Source organism: Spirillospora sp. NPDC048824, from assembly GCF_043198455.1.
In the GTDB taxonomy this organism is placed as follows: domain Bacteria; phylum Actinomycetota; class Actinomycetes; order Streptosporangiales; family Streptosporangiaceae; genus Spirillospora.
The window spans coordinates 56,734-71,521 of sequence record NZ_JBICUS010000011.1 but is presented as its reverse complement, the minus strand read 5'-3'; the positions used below and the strand labels follow the sequence as shown (position 1 = coordinate 71,521).

Annotated in this window: 15 protein-coding genes; 10 read left to right on the top strand and 5 right to left on the bottom strand. The window is 73.2% G+C overall.

What is annotated here, in order from left to right; translation table 11 throughout:
* Positions 1-223: 223 nt before the first annotated feature.
* Positions 224-1,594: a hypothetical protein gene (locus tag ACGFIS_RS22485; RefSeq protein WP_392972348.1), complete on the bottom strand. Its 1,371-nt coding sequence runs from the start codon at positions 1,592-1,594 to the stop codon at positions 224-226.
* Positions 1,595-1,706: 112 nt separating this feature from the next.
* On the opposite strand from ACGFIS_RS22485, the gene ACGFIS_RS22480 reads away from it, so the two are divergent.
* From ACGFIS_RS22480 to ACGFIS_RS22455, 6 genes are all read left to right on the top strand, one after another.
* Positions 1,707-2,363, top strand: a complete 657-nt coding sequence (locus tag ACGFIS_RS22480) for a TetR family transcriptional regulator (protein ID WP_392906764.1) — start codon at positions 1,707-1,709, stop codon at positions 2,361-2,363.
* Complete coding sequence (locus tag ACGFIS_RS22475) at positions 2,360-2,785, top strand: phosphomannose isomerase type II C-terminal cupin domain (RefSeq protein WP_392906763.1); 426 nt, start codon at positions 2,360-2,362, stop codon at positions 2,783-2,785. The genes ACGFIS_RS22480 and ACGFIS_RS22475 overlap by 4 nt, the downstream gene beginning before the upstream one ends.
* 336 nt (positions 2,786-3,121) lie before the next feature.
* Complete coding sequence (locus ACGFIS_RS22470) at positions 3,122-5,299, top strand: anthranilate synthase component I (protein ID WP_392906762.1); 2,178 nt, start codon at positions 3,122-3,124, stop codon at positions 5,297-5,299.
* Positions 5,300-5,366: 67 nt separating this feature from the next.
* Positions 5,367-5,513 carry a GPGG-motif small membrane protein gene (locus tag ACGFIS_RS22465; RefSeq protein WP_165975373.1) on the top strand — a complete coding sequence of 49 codons (147 nt, stop codon included), beginning with the start codon at positions 5,367-5,369 and terminating at the stop codon, positions 5,511-5,513.
* 71 nt (positions 5,514-5,584) lie between these two features.
* Positions 5,585-6,502 (top strand): SDR family oxidoreductase, encoded by a 918-nt coding sequence (locus ACGFIS_RS22460; RefSeq protein WP_392972346.1) that lies wholly within the window; start codon positions 5,585-5,587, stop codon positions 6,500-6,502.
* A 177-nt stretch (positions 6,503-6,679) separates the two neighbouring features.
* Entirely contained in the window at positions 6,680-7,084 is a 405-nt protein-coding gene (locus tag ACGFIS_RS22455) for a ChaB family protein (RefSeq protein WP_392906759.1), read from the top strand.
* A 28-nt stretch (positions 7,085-7,112) separates the two neighbouring features.
* Here ACGFIS_RS22455 and ACGFIS_RS22450 read toward each other — a convergent pair whose 3' ends face one another.
* A complete protein-coding gene (locus ACGFIS_RS22450) occupies positions 7,113-8,093 on the bottom strand; it encodes a helix-turn-helix transcriptional regulator (RefSeq protein ID WP_392972429.1) in 981 nt (326 codons plus the stop codon).
* A gap of 111 nt (positions 8,094-8,204) precedes the next feature.
* Here ACGFIS_RS22450 and add point away from each other — a divergent pair, with 111 nt between their 5' ends.
* Entirely contained in the window at positions 8,205-9,230 is a 1,026-nt protein-coding gene (gene add / locus ACGFIS_RS22445) for an adenosine deaminase (RefSeq protein WP_392972344.1), read from the top strand.
* A gap of 12 nt (positions 9,231-9,242) precedes the next feature.
* On the opposite strand, the gene ACGFIS_RS22440 is transcribed toward add, so the two are convergent.
* A complete protein-coding gene (locus ACGFIS_RS22440; RefSeq protein WP_392906757.1) occupies positions 9,243-10,487 on the bottom strand; it encodes a DUF1266 domain-containing protein in 1,245 nt (414 codons plus the stop codon).
* Positions 10,488-10,614: 127 nt separating this feature from the next.
* Between ACGFIS_RS22440 and thyX the strand changes: the two genes are divergently transcribed.
* Both thyX and ACGFIS_RS22430 read left to right on the top strand, forming a co-directional pair.
* Positions 10,615-11,412: an FAD-dependent thymidylate synthase gene (thyX, locus tag ACGFIS_RS22435; protein ID WP_392906756.1), complete on the top strand. Its 798-nt coding sequence runs from the start codon at positions 10,615-10,617 to the stop codon at positions 11,410-11,412.
* Positions 11,413-11,520: 108 nt separating this feature from the next.
* Complete coding sequence (locus ACGFIS_RS22430) at positions 11,521-12,243, top strand: dienelactone hydrolase family protein (RefSeq protein ID WP_392972342.1); 723 nt, start codon at positions 11,521-11,523, stop codon at positions 12,241-12,243.
* 30 nt (positions 12,244-12,273) lie between these two features.
* Here ACGFIS_RS22430 and ACGFIS_RS22425 read toward each other — a convergent pair whose 3' ends face one another.
* Complete coding sequence (locus tag ACGFIS_RS22425) at positions 12,274-12,678, bottom strand: PaaI family thioesterase (RefSeq protein ID WP_392906754.1); 405 nt, start codon at positions 12,676-12,678, stop codon at positions 12,274-12,276.
* A 144-nt stretch (positions 12,679-12,822) separates the two neighbouring features.
* On the opposite strand from ACGFIS_RS22425, the gene ACGFIS_RS22420 reads away from it, so the two are divergent.
* Positions 12,823-13,620 carry a helix-turn-helix domain-containing protein gene (locus ACGFIS_RS22420; protein ID WP_392906954.1) on the top strand — a complete coding sequence of 266 codons (798 nt, stop codon included), beginning with the start codon at positions 12,823-12,825 and terminating at the stop codon, positions 13,618-13,620.
* Between the two features lie 4 nt (positions 13,621-13,624).
* Here ACGFIS_RS22420 and ACGFIS_RS22415 read toward each other — a convergent pair whose 3' ends face one another.
* Positions 13,625-14,758, bottom strand: a complete 1,134-nt coding sequence (locus tag ACGFIS_RS22415) for a globin domain-containing protein (RefSeq protein ID WP_392906752.1) — start codon at positions 14,756-14,758, stop codon at positions 13,625-13,627.
* Between the last annotated feature and the right edge of the window lie 30 nt (positions 14,759-14,788).

Here is a 14,788-nt window from a genome sequence, read left to right as displayed (position 1 = left end):
TTCTTCCGTTACCGGACGAGCGATGCCTGCTCACCCCATTCCACCCGGACGGCGGTGCGGCACCCGACCGCGTGAGGGGTGTCACAACCTCGGCTGGCTGAATTTTGCCGATTTCCTGGTGATATGTCGAGACCCGAACGATCAAGAGATCGGCGGCACCGCGGAACGGGCGCCCAGGCTCCCGGCCGGGCCGCCGCCGGCCTGCCGGTTCGCCGGATGATCGCTAGATGATCGCCACGTCGTAGAGGATCCGCTTCATCGACGCCTCGGGGAGGCCGGGGTTGCGCGCCGCGCTCCCGGCCGCCTCCGGGTCGTCGAGCAGTTCCAGCAGCCGGGCGACCGGGAGCCGCGCGTCCCGGGCCGCCGCCGCGCGCACTTCCGGGTCGCCGTCCCGGCTGAGCCGCTCGACGGCCCGGATCCCGAGCGCGGGATCGCGCAGGGCCAGGGTGCGGGCGACCGGGTCGTCCGCGCCGGCGAGCCGGGCGAGGCCCGCGCACGGGAAGTTGGGATGCCCGACGCGGTCCAGCCTGGTGATGTACGGCGACTCCAGCGCCACCGCGAGCAGCAGGTCGCCGGGCGGGTCGGGATGGCACTCCGACAGCAGCATCCGGACGACGAAGTCCTCGTCGGCCGCCAGGAGGGCGACGAGGTCGGCGGGCAGGTGCGGGCTGTAGGCGGCGAAGCGGCGCAGTCCCACATGCGCGGACGTGGCGTACCGGCGCATCAGGACGAGGTCGTCCAGCCGCGTCCAGAACCACTCGGGCGGGTGGAGCCGGTCGTGCGGCCCGACGTGGCAGTCGATGGCCGCGCGCTGCTCCTCGGTCAGCTCCGGGCGCAGTGACACCGCGAGCCGCACCTCGTGTTCGGGGTCGGCGGCGAGGACCTCGACGAGGCCGGGCGGCAGATGGGGGTTCGCGGCGACCGCGGCGCGCGTCGCGGTGTTCTCGTGCCGGCACAGCTCACGCGCCTGCTCGTCGTCCAGGGGGAGGGTGGACACCGCCGACGCCTGGCCGGTGGCCAGCAGCGGCGCGGCGAACTCGGGGCGGCGGTGGCACGCGAGCCGCATCGCCAGCCGCCGGACGGCCGGGTCGGCGTCCTCCAGCGCCGCGTCGACGACCTCGTCGGGCGGCTCCGGCCAGGTCAGCAGCGCCCCCATCCGGACCTTCGCGTCCGGGTCGGCGGCGAGCGCGGCCCGGACGCCGTCGGGCAGGGCCGCGTTGTCGCACAGGGCGTCGCGCACCCGCGCGTCGGGGTCGGCCGCGAGCCGCGCGAGGACGTCGCGGGGCAGCGGCATCGCGGGCTCCCACTGCTCGGGGGCCGAGGCCACCGCCCGGCGGACGACGGGATCGGGGTCGTCGGCGAGGCGGGCGCGGAGCGCGACCGGTGCGTGGCCCGTCGTGGCGACCAGCCGCCGGGTGCGCGGGTCGGGGTGCCGGGCGGCGGCCTCGTACACGGCGTCCGGCACACCGGCGCGGCGCAGCAGCGCGTTCCGCATCCGGGGTTCGGCGCGCTCCAGGATCAGCAGCAGGAGATCGGCCGGGGCGGCGGGGTTGGCGGCCAGGCCCTCCAGCCGCACCGAATAGAGCGTCCGCACCCTGGTCACGGTAGCCGCTCGGGCCGCGCGGCGGGAGGCTCGCCGCCGCGCGAGTTCCGCGCAGGCCAGGCGGTGTTGTCACCGGGTAACACCCCCGGATACCTTTGCGGGCATGACACGTGCGCAGGGCGGCCCGGCAACGGGGTCGCGGCGCGATCCCGGGCGCCGCCGCGCGCTGCTCGAGGCCGCCGACCGGGTGATCCAGCGGGAGGGCCCGGAGGCGTCGATGGCCGCGATCGCCGCCGAAGCGGAGATCAGCAAGCCGATCCTCTACCGCCACTTCGGCGACAAGAGCGGCCTCTACCAGGCGCTGGCCGAGCGGCACACGCGCAAGCTGATCGAGGGGATCCGGGAGGAGTTCTCCAGCGGCGGCCCGATCCGCGACCGCACCCGCTCCACCATCGACACCTACCTGTCGACGATCTCCAAGAACCTCAACCTCTACCGCTTCCTGATGCACCGGGCGAGCGCCGAGGACACCGCCACGCACAGCGCGATGAGCACGATGATCCGCGACGTGAGCCGAGAACTGGCCGAGGTGATGATCGCCGACGGCGAGATGGCGGACCGGACCCGCGCCTACGTGTGGGGCCACGCGATCGTCGGCATGGTGCAGACGGCCGGCGACTGGTGGCTCGACCACGACGACGAGGTTCCGCGGGAGGCCGTCGTGGACGGCCTCGTCGACCTCGTCCTGGGCGGGCTGCCGGCGGCGGCGTCCGGCGCCCGCGCCCCGCAGATGTCCGACGAACCACGATCCCCGAGGTGACTGTGCAGACCGACGCGCGCGTGCAGACCGACGTGCGGCCCGAGCCGGCCGCGGAGACCGAGCCCGCGGTGGAGACGGAACCCGCGGTGGAGACGGAGCGGCGGCCCTGGGGGAGCTTCGAGCGCTTCACGCTCAACGAGCCGTCCACCGTGAAGATCATCCACGTGGAGCCGGGACAGCGGCTCAGCCTGCAGCGGCACCGCGACCGCGACGAGCTGTGGGTGGCGCTCGACCCCGGCGCGGTGTTCGAGGTCGCCGGCCGCCGCATCGTGCCCGGTGTGGGGGAGCGGGTGCTGATCCGGGCCGGCGACACGCACCGGCTGAGCTCGGACGGCCCTGCGGTGCGCGTCATGGAGATCGCCTTCGGGCACTTCGACGAGGACGACATCGAGCGCCTTGAGGACCAGTACGGGCGCGCCTGACCCGCGGGAGAACGGCCCGGCCGCCCGGTCGAGCGGGCGGCCGGGCCGTTCCCTGAATCACCGTGTCCCGCGGTTACCGGAGAAGCGTCCAGTGGCCGCCGGCGATGCCGGGCTCCCGGCCGCCGCCGGGGCGGGCCGCGCGGTGGCGTGAGTGAACCCCTGCTTCCGGCCCGTGGTAATCTCGCGGCATGCGAACCGCAGCCTCCCAGTGGTGGTGGCGCCGCTAAGGCGGCGCCGGTTCGTGCACGTTCACACCCAGGCGACCGCCCTCACCCGGCGGTCGTTTTCGCGTCCCTCCGCCTGGGTGCAGGGCCCGGACAATGAGGGGCCACCGCGGTGGAGACCGTCTCACAGCAGCCGCTGACCAGCGAGTTCGTCACGGCCGGAGGCGTACGGGTGACCCGTACCGCCACCCCGGTCGACTCCGAGCGCAAGTCCGACGTGCTGAACGCCCTCGTCGCCGCCGTGGGGGAGCGGCGCGGCGGCGTGCTCAGCTCCGGCATGGAGTACCCGGGCCGCTACAGCCGCTGGCACATGGCCTACGTCGATCCCTGCCTGGAGATCGTCGCCCGCGGCCGGACGGCCGCCGTGCGGGCCCTCAACGAGCGCGGGCGGGTCGTCCTGCCCGCCATCGCCGCCGTGCTCCGCGGCACCGGCGAGGTCCGGGCGGACGAACCCGGCCTGTTCGAGGTCTTCGTCCCGCCGGCGGACGCGTTCTTCACCGAGGAGGAGCGCAGCCGCCAGCCGACCGTCTTCACCGCCCTGCGCGCCGTCGTCGGCCTGTTCCGCTGCGACGACCCCCACCTCGGCCTGTACGGGGCGTTCGGATACGACCTGTCGCTGCAGTTCGAGCCGCTGCGGACGAGGGCCGAACGGCCGGCGGACCAGCGCGACCTCGTCCTGCACCTGGCCGACGAGATGGTCGTCGTGGACCGCAAGCGCGAGACCTCCCACCGGATGTCGTACGAGTTCGAGATCGGCGGGGTGAGCACCGCGGGGCTGCCGCGCGCCACCGAGCCGACGCCCGTCCCGCCACCGGCGGCGGAGCTTCCGGCGCAGCCCGTCCCCGGCGTGTACGCGCAGATGGTGCGGGACGCCAAGGAGAAGTTCGTCCGCGGCGACCTGTTCGAGGTGACGCCGGGGCACGCCATGTACGCGCGCTGCGACGCGCCCGCCGCGTTCTTCGAGCGGCTGCGCGAGACCAACCCCGCACCGTACGAGTTCCTGTTCAACCTCGGGGACGGCGAGCACCTGGTCGGCGCGTCGCCGGAGATGTTCGTCCGGGTCGGCGGCGACCGGGTCGAGACGTGCCCGATCGCCGGGACGATCAAGCGCGGCGCCGACGCGCTGGAGGACGCCGAGCAGATCCGCACGATCCTGTCGTCGGCGAAGGACGAGTCCGAGCTGACCATGTGCACCGACGTGGACCGCAACGACAAGTCGCGCATCTGCGTGCCGGGCAGCGTGCGCGTCCTCGGCCGCCGGCAGATCGAGATCTACTCGCGGCTGATCCACACCGTCGACCACATCGAGGGGCGGCTGCGCCCCGGGTTCGACGCGCTCGACGCGTTCCTCACCCACATGTGGGCGGTCACCGTCACCGGCGCCCCCAAGACGTGGGCGATGCAGTTCATCGAGGACCACGAGGAGTCGCCGCGCCGCTGGTACGGCGGCGCCGTCGGATGCGTCGGCTTCGACGGGTCGATGAACACGGGCCTGACGCTGCGGACCGCGCAGATCCGCGACGGCGTCGCCACCGTCCGGGCCGGGGCGACCCTGCTGTACGACTCCGACCCCGACGAGGAGGAGCGCGAGACGCACCTCAAGGCGAGCGCGCTGCTGGGGGCGCTCACCGCGCCGCTGGAGGGGGGCGGGTCCGCCGCGGCGCGGGAGGCGCCGCTTCCCGCGCCGCCGGGCGACGCGCCGAAGGTGCTGCTCGTCGACCACGAGGACTCGTTCGTCAACACCCTCGCCGACTACTTCCGCCAGCAGGGCGCCGATGTGGTCACGCTCCGGCACGGGTTCCCGATGCGGATGCTGGACGAGCACGCACCCGGCCTCGTCGTGCTCTCACCCGGGCCCGGCCGCCCCGACGACTTCGCCACCCGCGCCCTCCTGGACGCGCTGGACGAGCGGGACCTCCCCGTCTTCGGCGTCTGCCTCGGCCTGCAGGCGATGGTCGAGCACGCGGGCGGCGATCTGACGCTGCTGCCCGAGCCGTCCCACGGCAAGCCCGGCCAGGTGAAGGTGACGGGCGGCGGGCTGTTCGAAGGGCTCCCGGACGAGTTCACCGCGGCTCGCTACCACTCGCTGCACGCCACGCCCGACCGGGTGAAGGGGTTCCAGGTGACGGCGCTGACCGGGGACGTCGTGATGGCGATCGAGGATCCGGAGCGGCGGCGCTGGGCCGTCCAGTTCCACCCGGAGTCCATCCTCACGGCGGCGGGCGGGGCGGGGCACCGGATCGTCGCCAACGTCCTCCGGTTGAGCCGTCCGCAGAGTCGCCGTCCATAATGTCAAATTTGGGCATCCGAACCGAGATGCCGGTTTTGCCGTGAATCTACCGGGGATCCCCTGGGCCATGATGACAATTCTGTGGCTCATCGCCGTGATCCTGGTGATCGCCGGTATCTATGTGATCGTCGCGCGACGCGACCTGCTCTGGGGCATAGTCCTCATCGTCGTCGGGCTCCTCGTCGGCCCGGGCGGGGTGAGCATCTTCACCTGACCGAAAACCGGCGCGGCCGGGGACGCGAAACCTGACGTCGCCTGTCAGGTTTCGGTGCCAGCATCGTCCCCATGAGCCGTGCACTGAAGGGAAAGACAGCACTGGTCGCGGGCGGGACGCGCGGGGCGGGCCGCGGCATCGCCGCCGAGCTCGGCGCCGCGGGCGCGACCGTGTACGTCACGGGACGGTCCACCCGGTCAGCGCGATCGGAGATGGACCGTCCCGAGACCATCGAGGAGACCGCGGAACTGGTGACGGCCGCGGGCGGCGAGGGCATCGCCGTCCCGGTCGACCATCTCGACCCCGGGCAGGTCACCGCGCTGGTGGACCGCATCGACGGCGAGCAGGGAAGGCTGGACGTCCTCGTCAACGACATCTGGGGCGCCGACCACCTGTTCCAGTTCGGCAAGCCGCTGTGGGAGCAGTCCCTCGACGACGGGCTGCGGCTGCTGCGGCTGGCCATCGAGACCCATGCCATCACCAGCCACCGCGCCCTGCCGCTGCTGATCCGCGAGCCCGGCGGGCTCGTGATCGAGATGACCGACGGCACCGCCGAGTTCAACGCGAAGTACCGCAAGGACGTCGGCTACTTCTACGACCTCGCCAAGTGGGCCGTGATCCGGATGGCGCACGCCCAGTCCGAGGAGATCGCCGAGCACGGGGCCACCGCCCTGTCCCTGACGCCCGGATGGCTGCGCTCGGAGGCGATGCTCGACAACTTCGGCGTCACCGAGGAGAACTGGCTCGACGCCACCAAGGCGAACCCGCACTTCGCGATCTCCGAGTCCCCGGCGTTCGTGGGACGCGCCGCGGCGGCCCTCGCCGCCGACCCGGACCGGGCGCGCTGGAACGGCGCGTCGCTGTCCAGCGGCGGGCTCGCCCAGGTCTACGGGTTCACCGACGCCGACGGCAGCCGGCCCGACGCCTGGCGTTACATCGTCGAGGTCGAGCAGGCCGGACGTCCCGCCGACGTCACCGGCTACCGGTAGGAACGCCCCCCCGGCGAGGACCCCGCCGACCCCCCGGCGTCGGCGGGGCCCCGCCCCTCGTGCCGGTTTGAGCCGATTCTGTCCGGATATGGCGTCGGACAGATGAAAGCCGGACGGATGAAAGCCGGACGGACGACGCCGGAAAGACGGCGCCGGACAGGTGAAAGGGGAGGAGCCATGCCGAAGACGACCAAGAGCGGCAAGCCGCGGAAGGAGGAGCTCCCCGGGACGCTGCAGCGCTCCCCGAAGGAGGCGCAGGAGACGTTCGCCAAGGCCCACGACTCGGCGGTCGAGACCTACGGCGAGGGGCAGCGCGCACACCGCACCGCCTACTCGGCGCTCAAGCACAAGTTCGAGAAGCGCGGCGACAGGTGGGTCCCCAAGGGCCGCAAGGGCCCGTCCGACCAGCGGGCCAAGGATCCCGAGGCGCGCCGCGGCCGCGGCCGGACCGCCGGCGGCGTGGACGTCGAGGGCAGCAGCAAGAAGGACCTCTACGACCGCGCCTCCGACCTCGACGTCCAGGGCCGCTCCAAGATGAGCAAGCAGGAGCTGGCCGAGGCGATCGCACGCAAGCAGGACTAGCTGTAGCGCCGCCCCGGACGGGACGCGCTCAGCGCGGGTGCCGGGAGGCGTACAGCCCGGCGAGCCGGGCGGCGCCGTCGGCCATGCGCTCGCGCAACTCCGGCGGGGCGAGGACCTCGGCCTCCGGCCCGAGCCGCATCAGCTCCGACGCCGCGACGGCCATCGACTCGACCGGAAGCGCGGTCACCACCCAGCCCTGCGCGTCGGGCTCCCCGGCGCCCTCCGCCGCCCGCTGCGCGGCGTACGGTTCGACGGCGTACCGCAGGACCCGCATCCCGGCAGGCGACAGCCGGACGGTGACCTCCTCGCGCAGCATCGACCGCACGAACGCCTCCGCCTGCTCGCGCCAGTGCCCGGGGAGATCGAAGTCCTCGTCCCGCTCGAAGGAGGAGCCGGTCGGCCGGACCTCCGTCACCCGGTCCACCCGGTAGGTGCGGGGCCTGCCCCCGACCCGCGCGATGAGGTACCAGGTGCCGTTCTTCAGGACGAGCCCGTACGGCTCGGCCGCCCGCGTGACCTCGGTGTCCCCGCGGCGGTAGCGCAGCTCGACGCACTCGTCCTCCCAGACGGCCCGCGCGAGGTCCCGCAGCAGCGGCGGCGGTCCCGCCTCGCCGAACCAGCCCGGCGCGTCCAGATGGAACCGCTGGCCCGCCCGCGACGGCGCGTCCCGCAGCGAGGCGGGCAGCGCCGCCAGGACCTTCAGCTCGGCCGCCGCCACCGCGTCGCCGCGTCCCATGTCCCCCGCCGGGCCCGGCAGCCCGGACAGGAACAGCGCCTCGGCCTCCTCGCGGGTGAGGCCCGTCAGCCGGGTCCGGTACCCGCCGACCAGCCGGTACCCGCCGGCGCGCCCCTGGTCGGCGTACACCGGGACGCCGGCCGCCGACAGCGCCTCCATGTCCCGGTACACGGTGCGCTCGGAGACCTCCAGCTCCCGCGCCAGCTCACCCGCCGTCATCGTGCCCCGCGACTGCAGGAGCAGCACTATCGAGATCAACCGGGCGGCCCGCACGCGTCCCATCCTGCCGCACCCCGGGCACCGCTCCGCGGTATCTGACAATCTTGTGGCAGATTGGGGTGGTTTGTCTGTCGTGGCCGGTCCGACGGCTGTTAGCTTCGCGGCGTGCCGACCGAAACCACACCCATCGAGGCGTTCATCGACGCCCTGCCGAAGGTCGAGCTCCACGTCCACCTCGTGGGCTCCGCCTCCGTCCCGACCGTGCTCGAACTCGCCCGCCGCCACCCCGACGGGCCGGTCCCGGTGGACGAGCGGGAACTGCGCGCCTTCTACGAGTTCCGCGACTTCCCGCACTTCGCCGAGGTGTACGAGTCCGTCTCCGGCCTCGTCCGGACCCCCGAGGACGTCGGGACCCTCGTCCTCGGCACCGCCCGCGACCTCGCCGCCCAGAACGTCCGCTACGTCGAGCTGACCGTCACCCCCTACACCCACCAGCGGGCCGGGATGCCGATGCCCGCGATCACCGAGGTCCTCGACCACGCCGTCCGGGAGGCCCGCGACCGGCACGGCATCCGCGTCGCCTACATCTTCGACATCCCCGGCGAGTTCGGCGCCGAGGGGGCCCGCGGCACCATCGACCACGCCCTCGTCCACCCGCCGGAGGCGCTCATCGGGTTCGGCATCGGCGGCATCGAGCAGGTCCGCCCGCCGTTCCGGGACGCCTTCCGGGACGCGTTCGCCGCCGCCCGCGCCGCCGGGCTCCGCAGCCTCCCGCACGCGGGCGAGATGACCGGCCCGGAGACGATCTGGGAGGCGATCGAGGGCCTCGGCGCCGAACGCATCGGCCACGGCATCAGCTGCATGGACGACCCGCGCCTCATCGCGCACCTGCGCGAGACGCAACTGCCCCTGGAGGTGTGCCCCACGTCCAACGTCTGCACGGGACAGGTCGCCGCCCTCGCCGGCCACCCCCTGCCGAGGATGCTGGAGGAAGGCCTCTTCGTCACCCTCAACAGCGACGACCCGCCGATGTTCGACACCACCCTCACCGGCGAGTACCGCATCGCCGCCGAGGTCTTCGGCCTGGACCGCGCCGGCCTGGCGTCCCTGGCCCGCAACGGCGTCGCCGCCTCGTCCCTGGACGAGGAGGCCCGCCAGGCCGTCCTCGCCGACATCGACGCCCTGCTCTGACCCGGCTCCGGCCTAGCCCCAGGCCATGCGGCGCCACGGGCTGTCGGGATCCTCGGCGAGGACGCGGTGACCGGCGAGGGAGCGTTCGTACCATTCGCCGAACCCGCCCTCATCGAACCGCAGCATCCTCCCGAGGATGTACCCGGCGGAGAACGCGCCCCACGACGAGTACACCTGGTGGGCGCGCCCACCGGCCGTGAGGACGCACTTCTCGGCCTCCTCGGCGTCGCAGTACCCCGCGTTCAGGCCCCAGCGGGCCATGTTCACCGCGCGCCCGAAGTCGTAGCCGTACACGCTCTCGACCCGGCCGTCCGGCTTGAGGAGGCCGTCCGCCCGGAACCGCGCCTCGTACCGCTCGATCAGGTCGGGCAGCCCGACGACCTCGCCGACGGTCTCATCGGAGATCTTCCGCTCGCGGCACCAGGCGACGACGGCCGCGCGCCACGCCGCCCGGTCGGTGCCCCGGCCGCGCTGGTCGAGGACCATCTGGATCGCGGGATCGCTGTTCTGCGCGTCGAGCAGAGCGTCCATCTGCTCACGCCAGCTCTCGGGGCCGGTGATGCCCCAGTCGCGCTCCAGCATGACCTTGCCGTCCCGGGAACTCCCGTCGTGGCCGCTCAAGCCGTTCCAGGCGACCCCGTTGCCGACGGCCAGATGCGCGCCCACGGCGAGGGCCGCGGCGAGCCGCCCCCACGCCGCACTGTCCGGATCGACGACGAGGACGTCGTGGTCCCGGTCGGGACGCCGCTCGGCGTCGGCGAGCATCTTCGCCACCTGCCGGTACCCCTCGCCTCCGGTCGGCATCTGCGCCAGCAGCTCCCGCAGCGGCCGCAGCGCCTCGCGGGCACCCGCGTCCTTGACGATGAGCCGCGCGGCGTGGACGCCGGCCCCGTCGGCGCGCTTGCGGTCGTGCAGCGACCAGAACGCGCTCATCGCCGACCACGCGCGCCTGGCCGCCTCGCCGGTCCGCCCGGCGGCGGCCAGGACGTGCGCCGCCTGCGCGTCCAGCCCGGCGCGCACCTCGGCGGGCATGGACGCGGCGGCGCGGTCGAGCCCGTCCAGGATGCGGTGCGCCTTCCCGGTGTCGCCCGCGGCGGCGAGGGCCCGCGCCCACCGCGCCCGCACCGCCACGGCGGACGTCCGGTCGCCGCGGCGCTCCAGCTCCTCGGCGGCGCCCGCGTAGGCGGCCGCGGCCTCCCCGTGCCTGCCCTGCCGCTCGAACTTCCGGGCCCGCTCGAGCATCCCCTGATTCGTCATCGTCCCTCCGCGCCCAACCGTACCGACCCGATGATCTCCACGGCCGGGCTTCCGCGGCCGAGGTCGCGGCCGTCCCACCGTGGTGGTTTCCTAGGGACGACCGAATCGACCCTGGGGGGATACGAGAGTGAAGAGCGTCGAGCCTGAGGTTTTTCTCGTTGCGCGGCCCGAACTGGACTACGACGAGGTTGCCCGGTACCTGCGCGACGTGGGCGGGGAGAGCTGGCTGGAGCGGCTCGACCGCGGCGGCCTCGACGACGAGCTGAACGATCCGCAGAACCTCGCCGAGTTCGCGGGCCGGCTCTGCTACCGCTCGTGGGAGCCCGGCCTCAACCCCAACGTGGTCAAGGTCCGCACGGACTCGGGCCAGTACCTGGAGAACATCCTGCGCAGCCTGCACGGCTCGGTGCTGGAGCACGTCAGCTTCAGCTTCGTCCTGCACAATGTGAGCCGCGTCCTCACCCATGAGCTCGTCCGGCATCGTCCCGGTGTGGCCATTTCGCAGGAGTCCTTGCGTTTCGTCCGGCTTCAGGACATCCCGTTCTGGTTCCCCGAGTGGGCCCGCGAGGACCCGGAACTGATGAAGCGCGCCACCGCCATGCTGGAGCAGATGGAGGAGTTCCAGGGCTGGATGGCCGGGCACTTCGGCCTGGACGACGAGGGCGTGCCGTTCAAGGAGAAGAAGCACAAGACCTCGTTCATGCGCAGGTTCGCCCCGGAGGGTGTCGGCACCGGTCTGGTCTGGACGGCCAACGTCCGCACCCTGCGCCACACCCTGGAGAACCGCACCGCCCCCGGCGCCGAGGAGGAGATCCGCCTGCTCTTCGGCAAGATCGGCGAGGTGATGCGCAAGGAGGCCCCTGACCTGTTCGGCGACTACGTCATCGAGGACGGCGCCTGGATCCCCCAGTGGCGCAAGGTCTGACGCCCAGGCCCGTGTGGTCAGGGTCCGTGTGGTCGGGGTCCGTATGGTCGGGGTCCGTATGGTCGGGGTCTGGTCGCGGGGCGTGCGTCTGCGGCATTGTTGGACGGTATGTCTGACATCACGATTCCCGTGGGCGAACGGGAGCTGCCGGGTCACCTCGCCGTCCCGGAGGGGGAGGGGCCCTGGCCCGGGGTGGTCATCGTCTTCGAGGCGCTGGGCGCCACGGAGGACATGCGCGCCCAGGCCGACCGGTTCGCCGCGAACGGATATCTGGCCGTCATGCCGGACCTGTACGACGGCGCCCCGTGGATTCGCTGCGTTACCAAGGCGATGCGGGACATGCGCTCCCGGCGCGGACCCGCCTACGACCACATCGAGGCGGCGCGCGCGTGGCTGGCGGGGCGGGACGACTGCACCGGCGACGTCGGCGTGTGCGGGTTCTGCCTGGGCGGCGGGTTCGCGCTGGTCGCGGCGGCGAAGTACGACTTCAAGGCCGCGGCGGTCAACTACGGGATCCTGCCGAGCCGGCCGGAGGAGACGCTGCGCGGCGCGTGCCCGATCGTCGGGAACTACGGCGGCGCCGATCCGACGCTTCGAGGGGCCGCGGGCAAGCTGGAGCGGGCGCTCACCGGTGCGGGGGTCGCGCACGATGTGAAGGAGTACCCGGCGACCGGGCACGGCTTCCTGACCGAGACCGCCCTCCCGGGCCCGCTCGGCCCGGTGGCGAAGATCGTGTTCGGGCTCGGGCGGGGCCGGGAGAACGCGTCGGACGGCTGGGAGCGGATCTTCGCCTTCTTCGGCGAGCATCTCGCGAAAAAATCTACAACGTAAAGGCGCACGATCGGCTCAGACACGGCCGGATCAGACACGGAGGACGGCCTGGGTCTGGGTGACCTGCGCGACGCGGCGGCCGGTGGCGTCGAACAGGTCGGTCTGGACGACGATCGAGGTGCGGCCCGTGTGCAGCGGGCGGGAGACGCCCCGGACGTGGCCGTCCTTCAGGCCGCGGAAGAAGTTGGTCTTGGACTCCAGCGTCGAGGTGGACGTGCCCGGCGGCAGGTTGAGGAACGCGCAGGCCGCGCCGAGGGTGTCGGCCAGGGCCATGAGGGCGCCGCCGTGCATGACGCCGCCGGCGGTGCAGCGGTCCGGGGCCCAGTCCAGCCGGCCCGTGACCTCCCCGGGCCCGGCGGTGTCGATCTCCACACCGAGTGCGCGGGCGAAGGGCATGGCGTCGGCGAGCTGGTCGGGGGTGAGCCCGGTGGTCATGGAGGCCTCCTCGTTCGTGTCCGTCCCACTCTGGCGAGCGGGCACACGCCGCGTCCATTACCTCGCGGGTAGCCGCGGACGCGGTTACCCGCGAGGTAATCGCCGCCATGACGGGCCGCGGGTACCGTCGGGGCGGTGACGACGATGACGGCGTTGGGTGACGTGAGACCGGTCGGGGACCAGCTGCGCGCGTGGCGGCAGCGGCGCAGGCTCAGCCAGCTGGAGCTGGCGTCGGAGGCGGACGTGTCGACGCGGCATCTGAGCTTCGTGGAGACGGGGCGTTCGGCGCCGAGCCGGGAGATGGTGCTGCGGCTGGCCGAGCATCTGGACGTGCCGCTGCGCGACCGGAACCTGCTGCTGGTGGCGGCGGGGTTCGCGCCGGTGTTCGACGAGACGCCGATCGAGGAGCCGAGGATGGATTCGGTCCGCGCGGCGCTGAGGCAGGTTCTGGAGGGGCACGAGCCGTACCCGGCGGTGGTCGTCGACCGGTTCTGGAACCTGATCGACGCCAACGGCGCCGCCGCGCTCTTCATGGAGGGAGCGCCGCCGGAGCTGCTGGAGCCGCCGCTGAACGTGCTGCGGCTCAGCATGCATCCCGAGGGGATGGCCCGGAACATCCTGAACCTGGCCGAGTGGCGCGCCCACATGATCGACCGGGTGCGGCGGCATGTGGCGCTGACCGCGGACGCGTCGCTCGCCCAGCTCTACCGGGAGCTGCGGAGTTTCCCGGGGGACGTGGGGGAGGCGATGGCGCCGCCCGAGGGCAACGAGGTGTGCGTCCCGCTGCGGATGCGGGTGGACGGGCGGGACCTGTCGTTCTTCAGCACGATCGCGACGTTCGGGACGCCGGTCGACATCACGGTGGCGGAGCTGGCGATCGAGTCGTTCTATCCGGCGGACGCGGCGACGACCGCGTTCCTGCGGGAGCGCGCGGGCTGGTGACCGCTCAGTCCTCGGCGGTGAGCAGGTCGTGGTGGATGCGGGTGAGGGACATCCCGTGCCGCTGCAGCGCGGTGACGGTCCGCCGGACGAGCGGGGCGGGGCCGGCCACGTAGGCGTCGTGGTCCCGCCAGCCGCGGACGCCGTCCAGGAAGCCCGGCAGGACGTCGGGCATCCGGCCGTGCAGGCCGCCGGGCGGCCCCGGTGACCGCGACAGGACCGGGACCACGCGCAGCCGTGCGCAGGCGGATTCCAGGCGCCGCAGTTCGGCCAGGTCGTAGAGGCCGCTCACGGTGCGGGCCCCGGCGAGGAGGTGGACGTCGCGGTCGCGGCCGGACGCGGCGGCCTGTTCGGCGAGCGCCTTCATCGGGGCGAGCCCGGTGCCGCCGCCGATCAGGAGCAGCCCGCGCCCGTGGCCCGGGTCGAGCGTCATGGTGCCCGCGGCCGGGCCGAGCAGGACGGTGTCGCCGGGCGCGCAGTGCCGTACCAGCGTGCCGCTGACCCAGCCGGCGGGACGGGCGCGGACGTGCAGTCGGATCGTCCCGTCGGGGCGGGGCGCGTTGGCGATCGAGTAGGGCCGCCACACGCGGGGCCAGCGGGCGGTCTGCACGCTCACGTGCTGGCCCGGCAGGAACGGCAGCGGCCGCTCGGGCCGCAGCGCGAGGACGGCGAGGTCGTGGTCGCGGCGGTCGTGGCCGGTGACCTCGGCGACCCACCACGGCGGGTGGTCGGAGGCGTCCCGCCCGGCGGCGGCGATCATGGCCGCGGCGGCGGAGCGGTAGGCGGCGGTCCAGGCGTTTTCGGCCTCGGTGGTCCACACGTCGGCGGCGAAGAGCCGCAGTGTCGCGATCAGCGCGGTCTCGACGGCGGGGTAGTGCTCGCGCAGGACGCCGTACCTGCGGTGGTCGCGGCCGAGCCGGCCGAGGTGGCCGGTGAGCTCCTCGGGGTTGTCCTGGCTCCAGACGATCCGGGTGAGCGCCTGGAAGAACCGGTCGTGCTGGGTGCTCATCTCGGGCGGGAACAGTGTGCGCAGCCGCGGTTCCCGCGCGAAAAGGCGTCCGTAGAAATAGCTCGTCGCGCCCGCCGGGTCCGCTTCGAGGCGGGCGAAGGTCTCTTTGACGATGCGGGGTTCCGGTGACATTCTCCAGCTCGCCCCCTTGGGCTTTTGGAG

What these genes read in the sequence shown, in the direction of transcription:
- ACGFIS_RS22480 (WP_392906764.1), top strand. Translation starts at nt 1,707, where the DNA reads ATGACACGTGCGCAGGGCGGCCCGGCAACGGGGTCGCGGCGCGATCCC.
- ACGFIS_RS22465 (WP_165975373.1), top strand. Translation starts at nt 5,367, where the DNA reads ATGATGACAATTCTGTGGCTCATCGCCGTGATCCTGGTGATCGCCGGT.
- ACGFIS_RS22460 (WP_392972346.1), top strand. Translation starts at nt 5,585, where the DNA reads ATGAGCCGTGCACTGAAGGGAAAGACAGCACTGGTCGCGGGCGGGACG.
- ACGFIS_RS22455 (WP_392906759.1), top strand. Translation starts at nt 6,680, where the DNA reads ATGCCGAAGACGACCAAGAGCGGCAAGCCGCGGAAGGAGGAGCTCCCC.
- ACGFIS_RS22440 (WP_392906757.1), bottom strand. Translation starts at nt 10,487, where the DNA reads ATGACGAATCAGGGGATGCTCGAGCGGGCCCGGAAGTTCGAGCGGCAG.
- ACGFIS_RS22430 (WP_392972342.1), top strand. Translation starts at nt 11,521, where the DNA reads ATGTCTGACATCACGATTCCCGTGGGCGAACGGGAGCTGCCGGGTCAC.
- ACGFIS_RS22425 (WP_392906754.1), bottom strand. Translation starts at nt 12,678, where the DNA reads ATGACCACCGGGCTCACCCCCGACCAGCTCGCCGACGCCATGCCCTTC.
- ACGFIS_RS22420 (WP_392906954.1), top strand. Translation starts at nt 12,823, where the DNA reads ATGACGGCGTTGGGTGACGTGAGACCGGTCGGGGACCAGCTGCGCGCG.
- ACGFIS_RS22415 (WP_392906752.1), bottom strand. Translation starts at nt 14,758, where the DNA reads ATGTCACCGGAACCCCGCATCGTCAAAGAGACCTTCGCCCGCCTCGAA.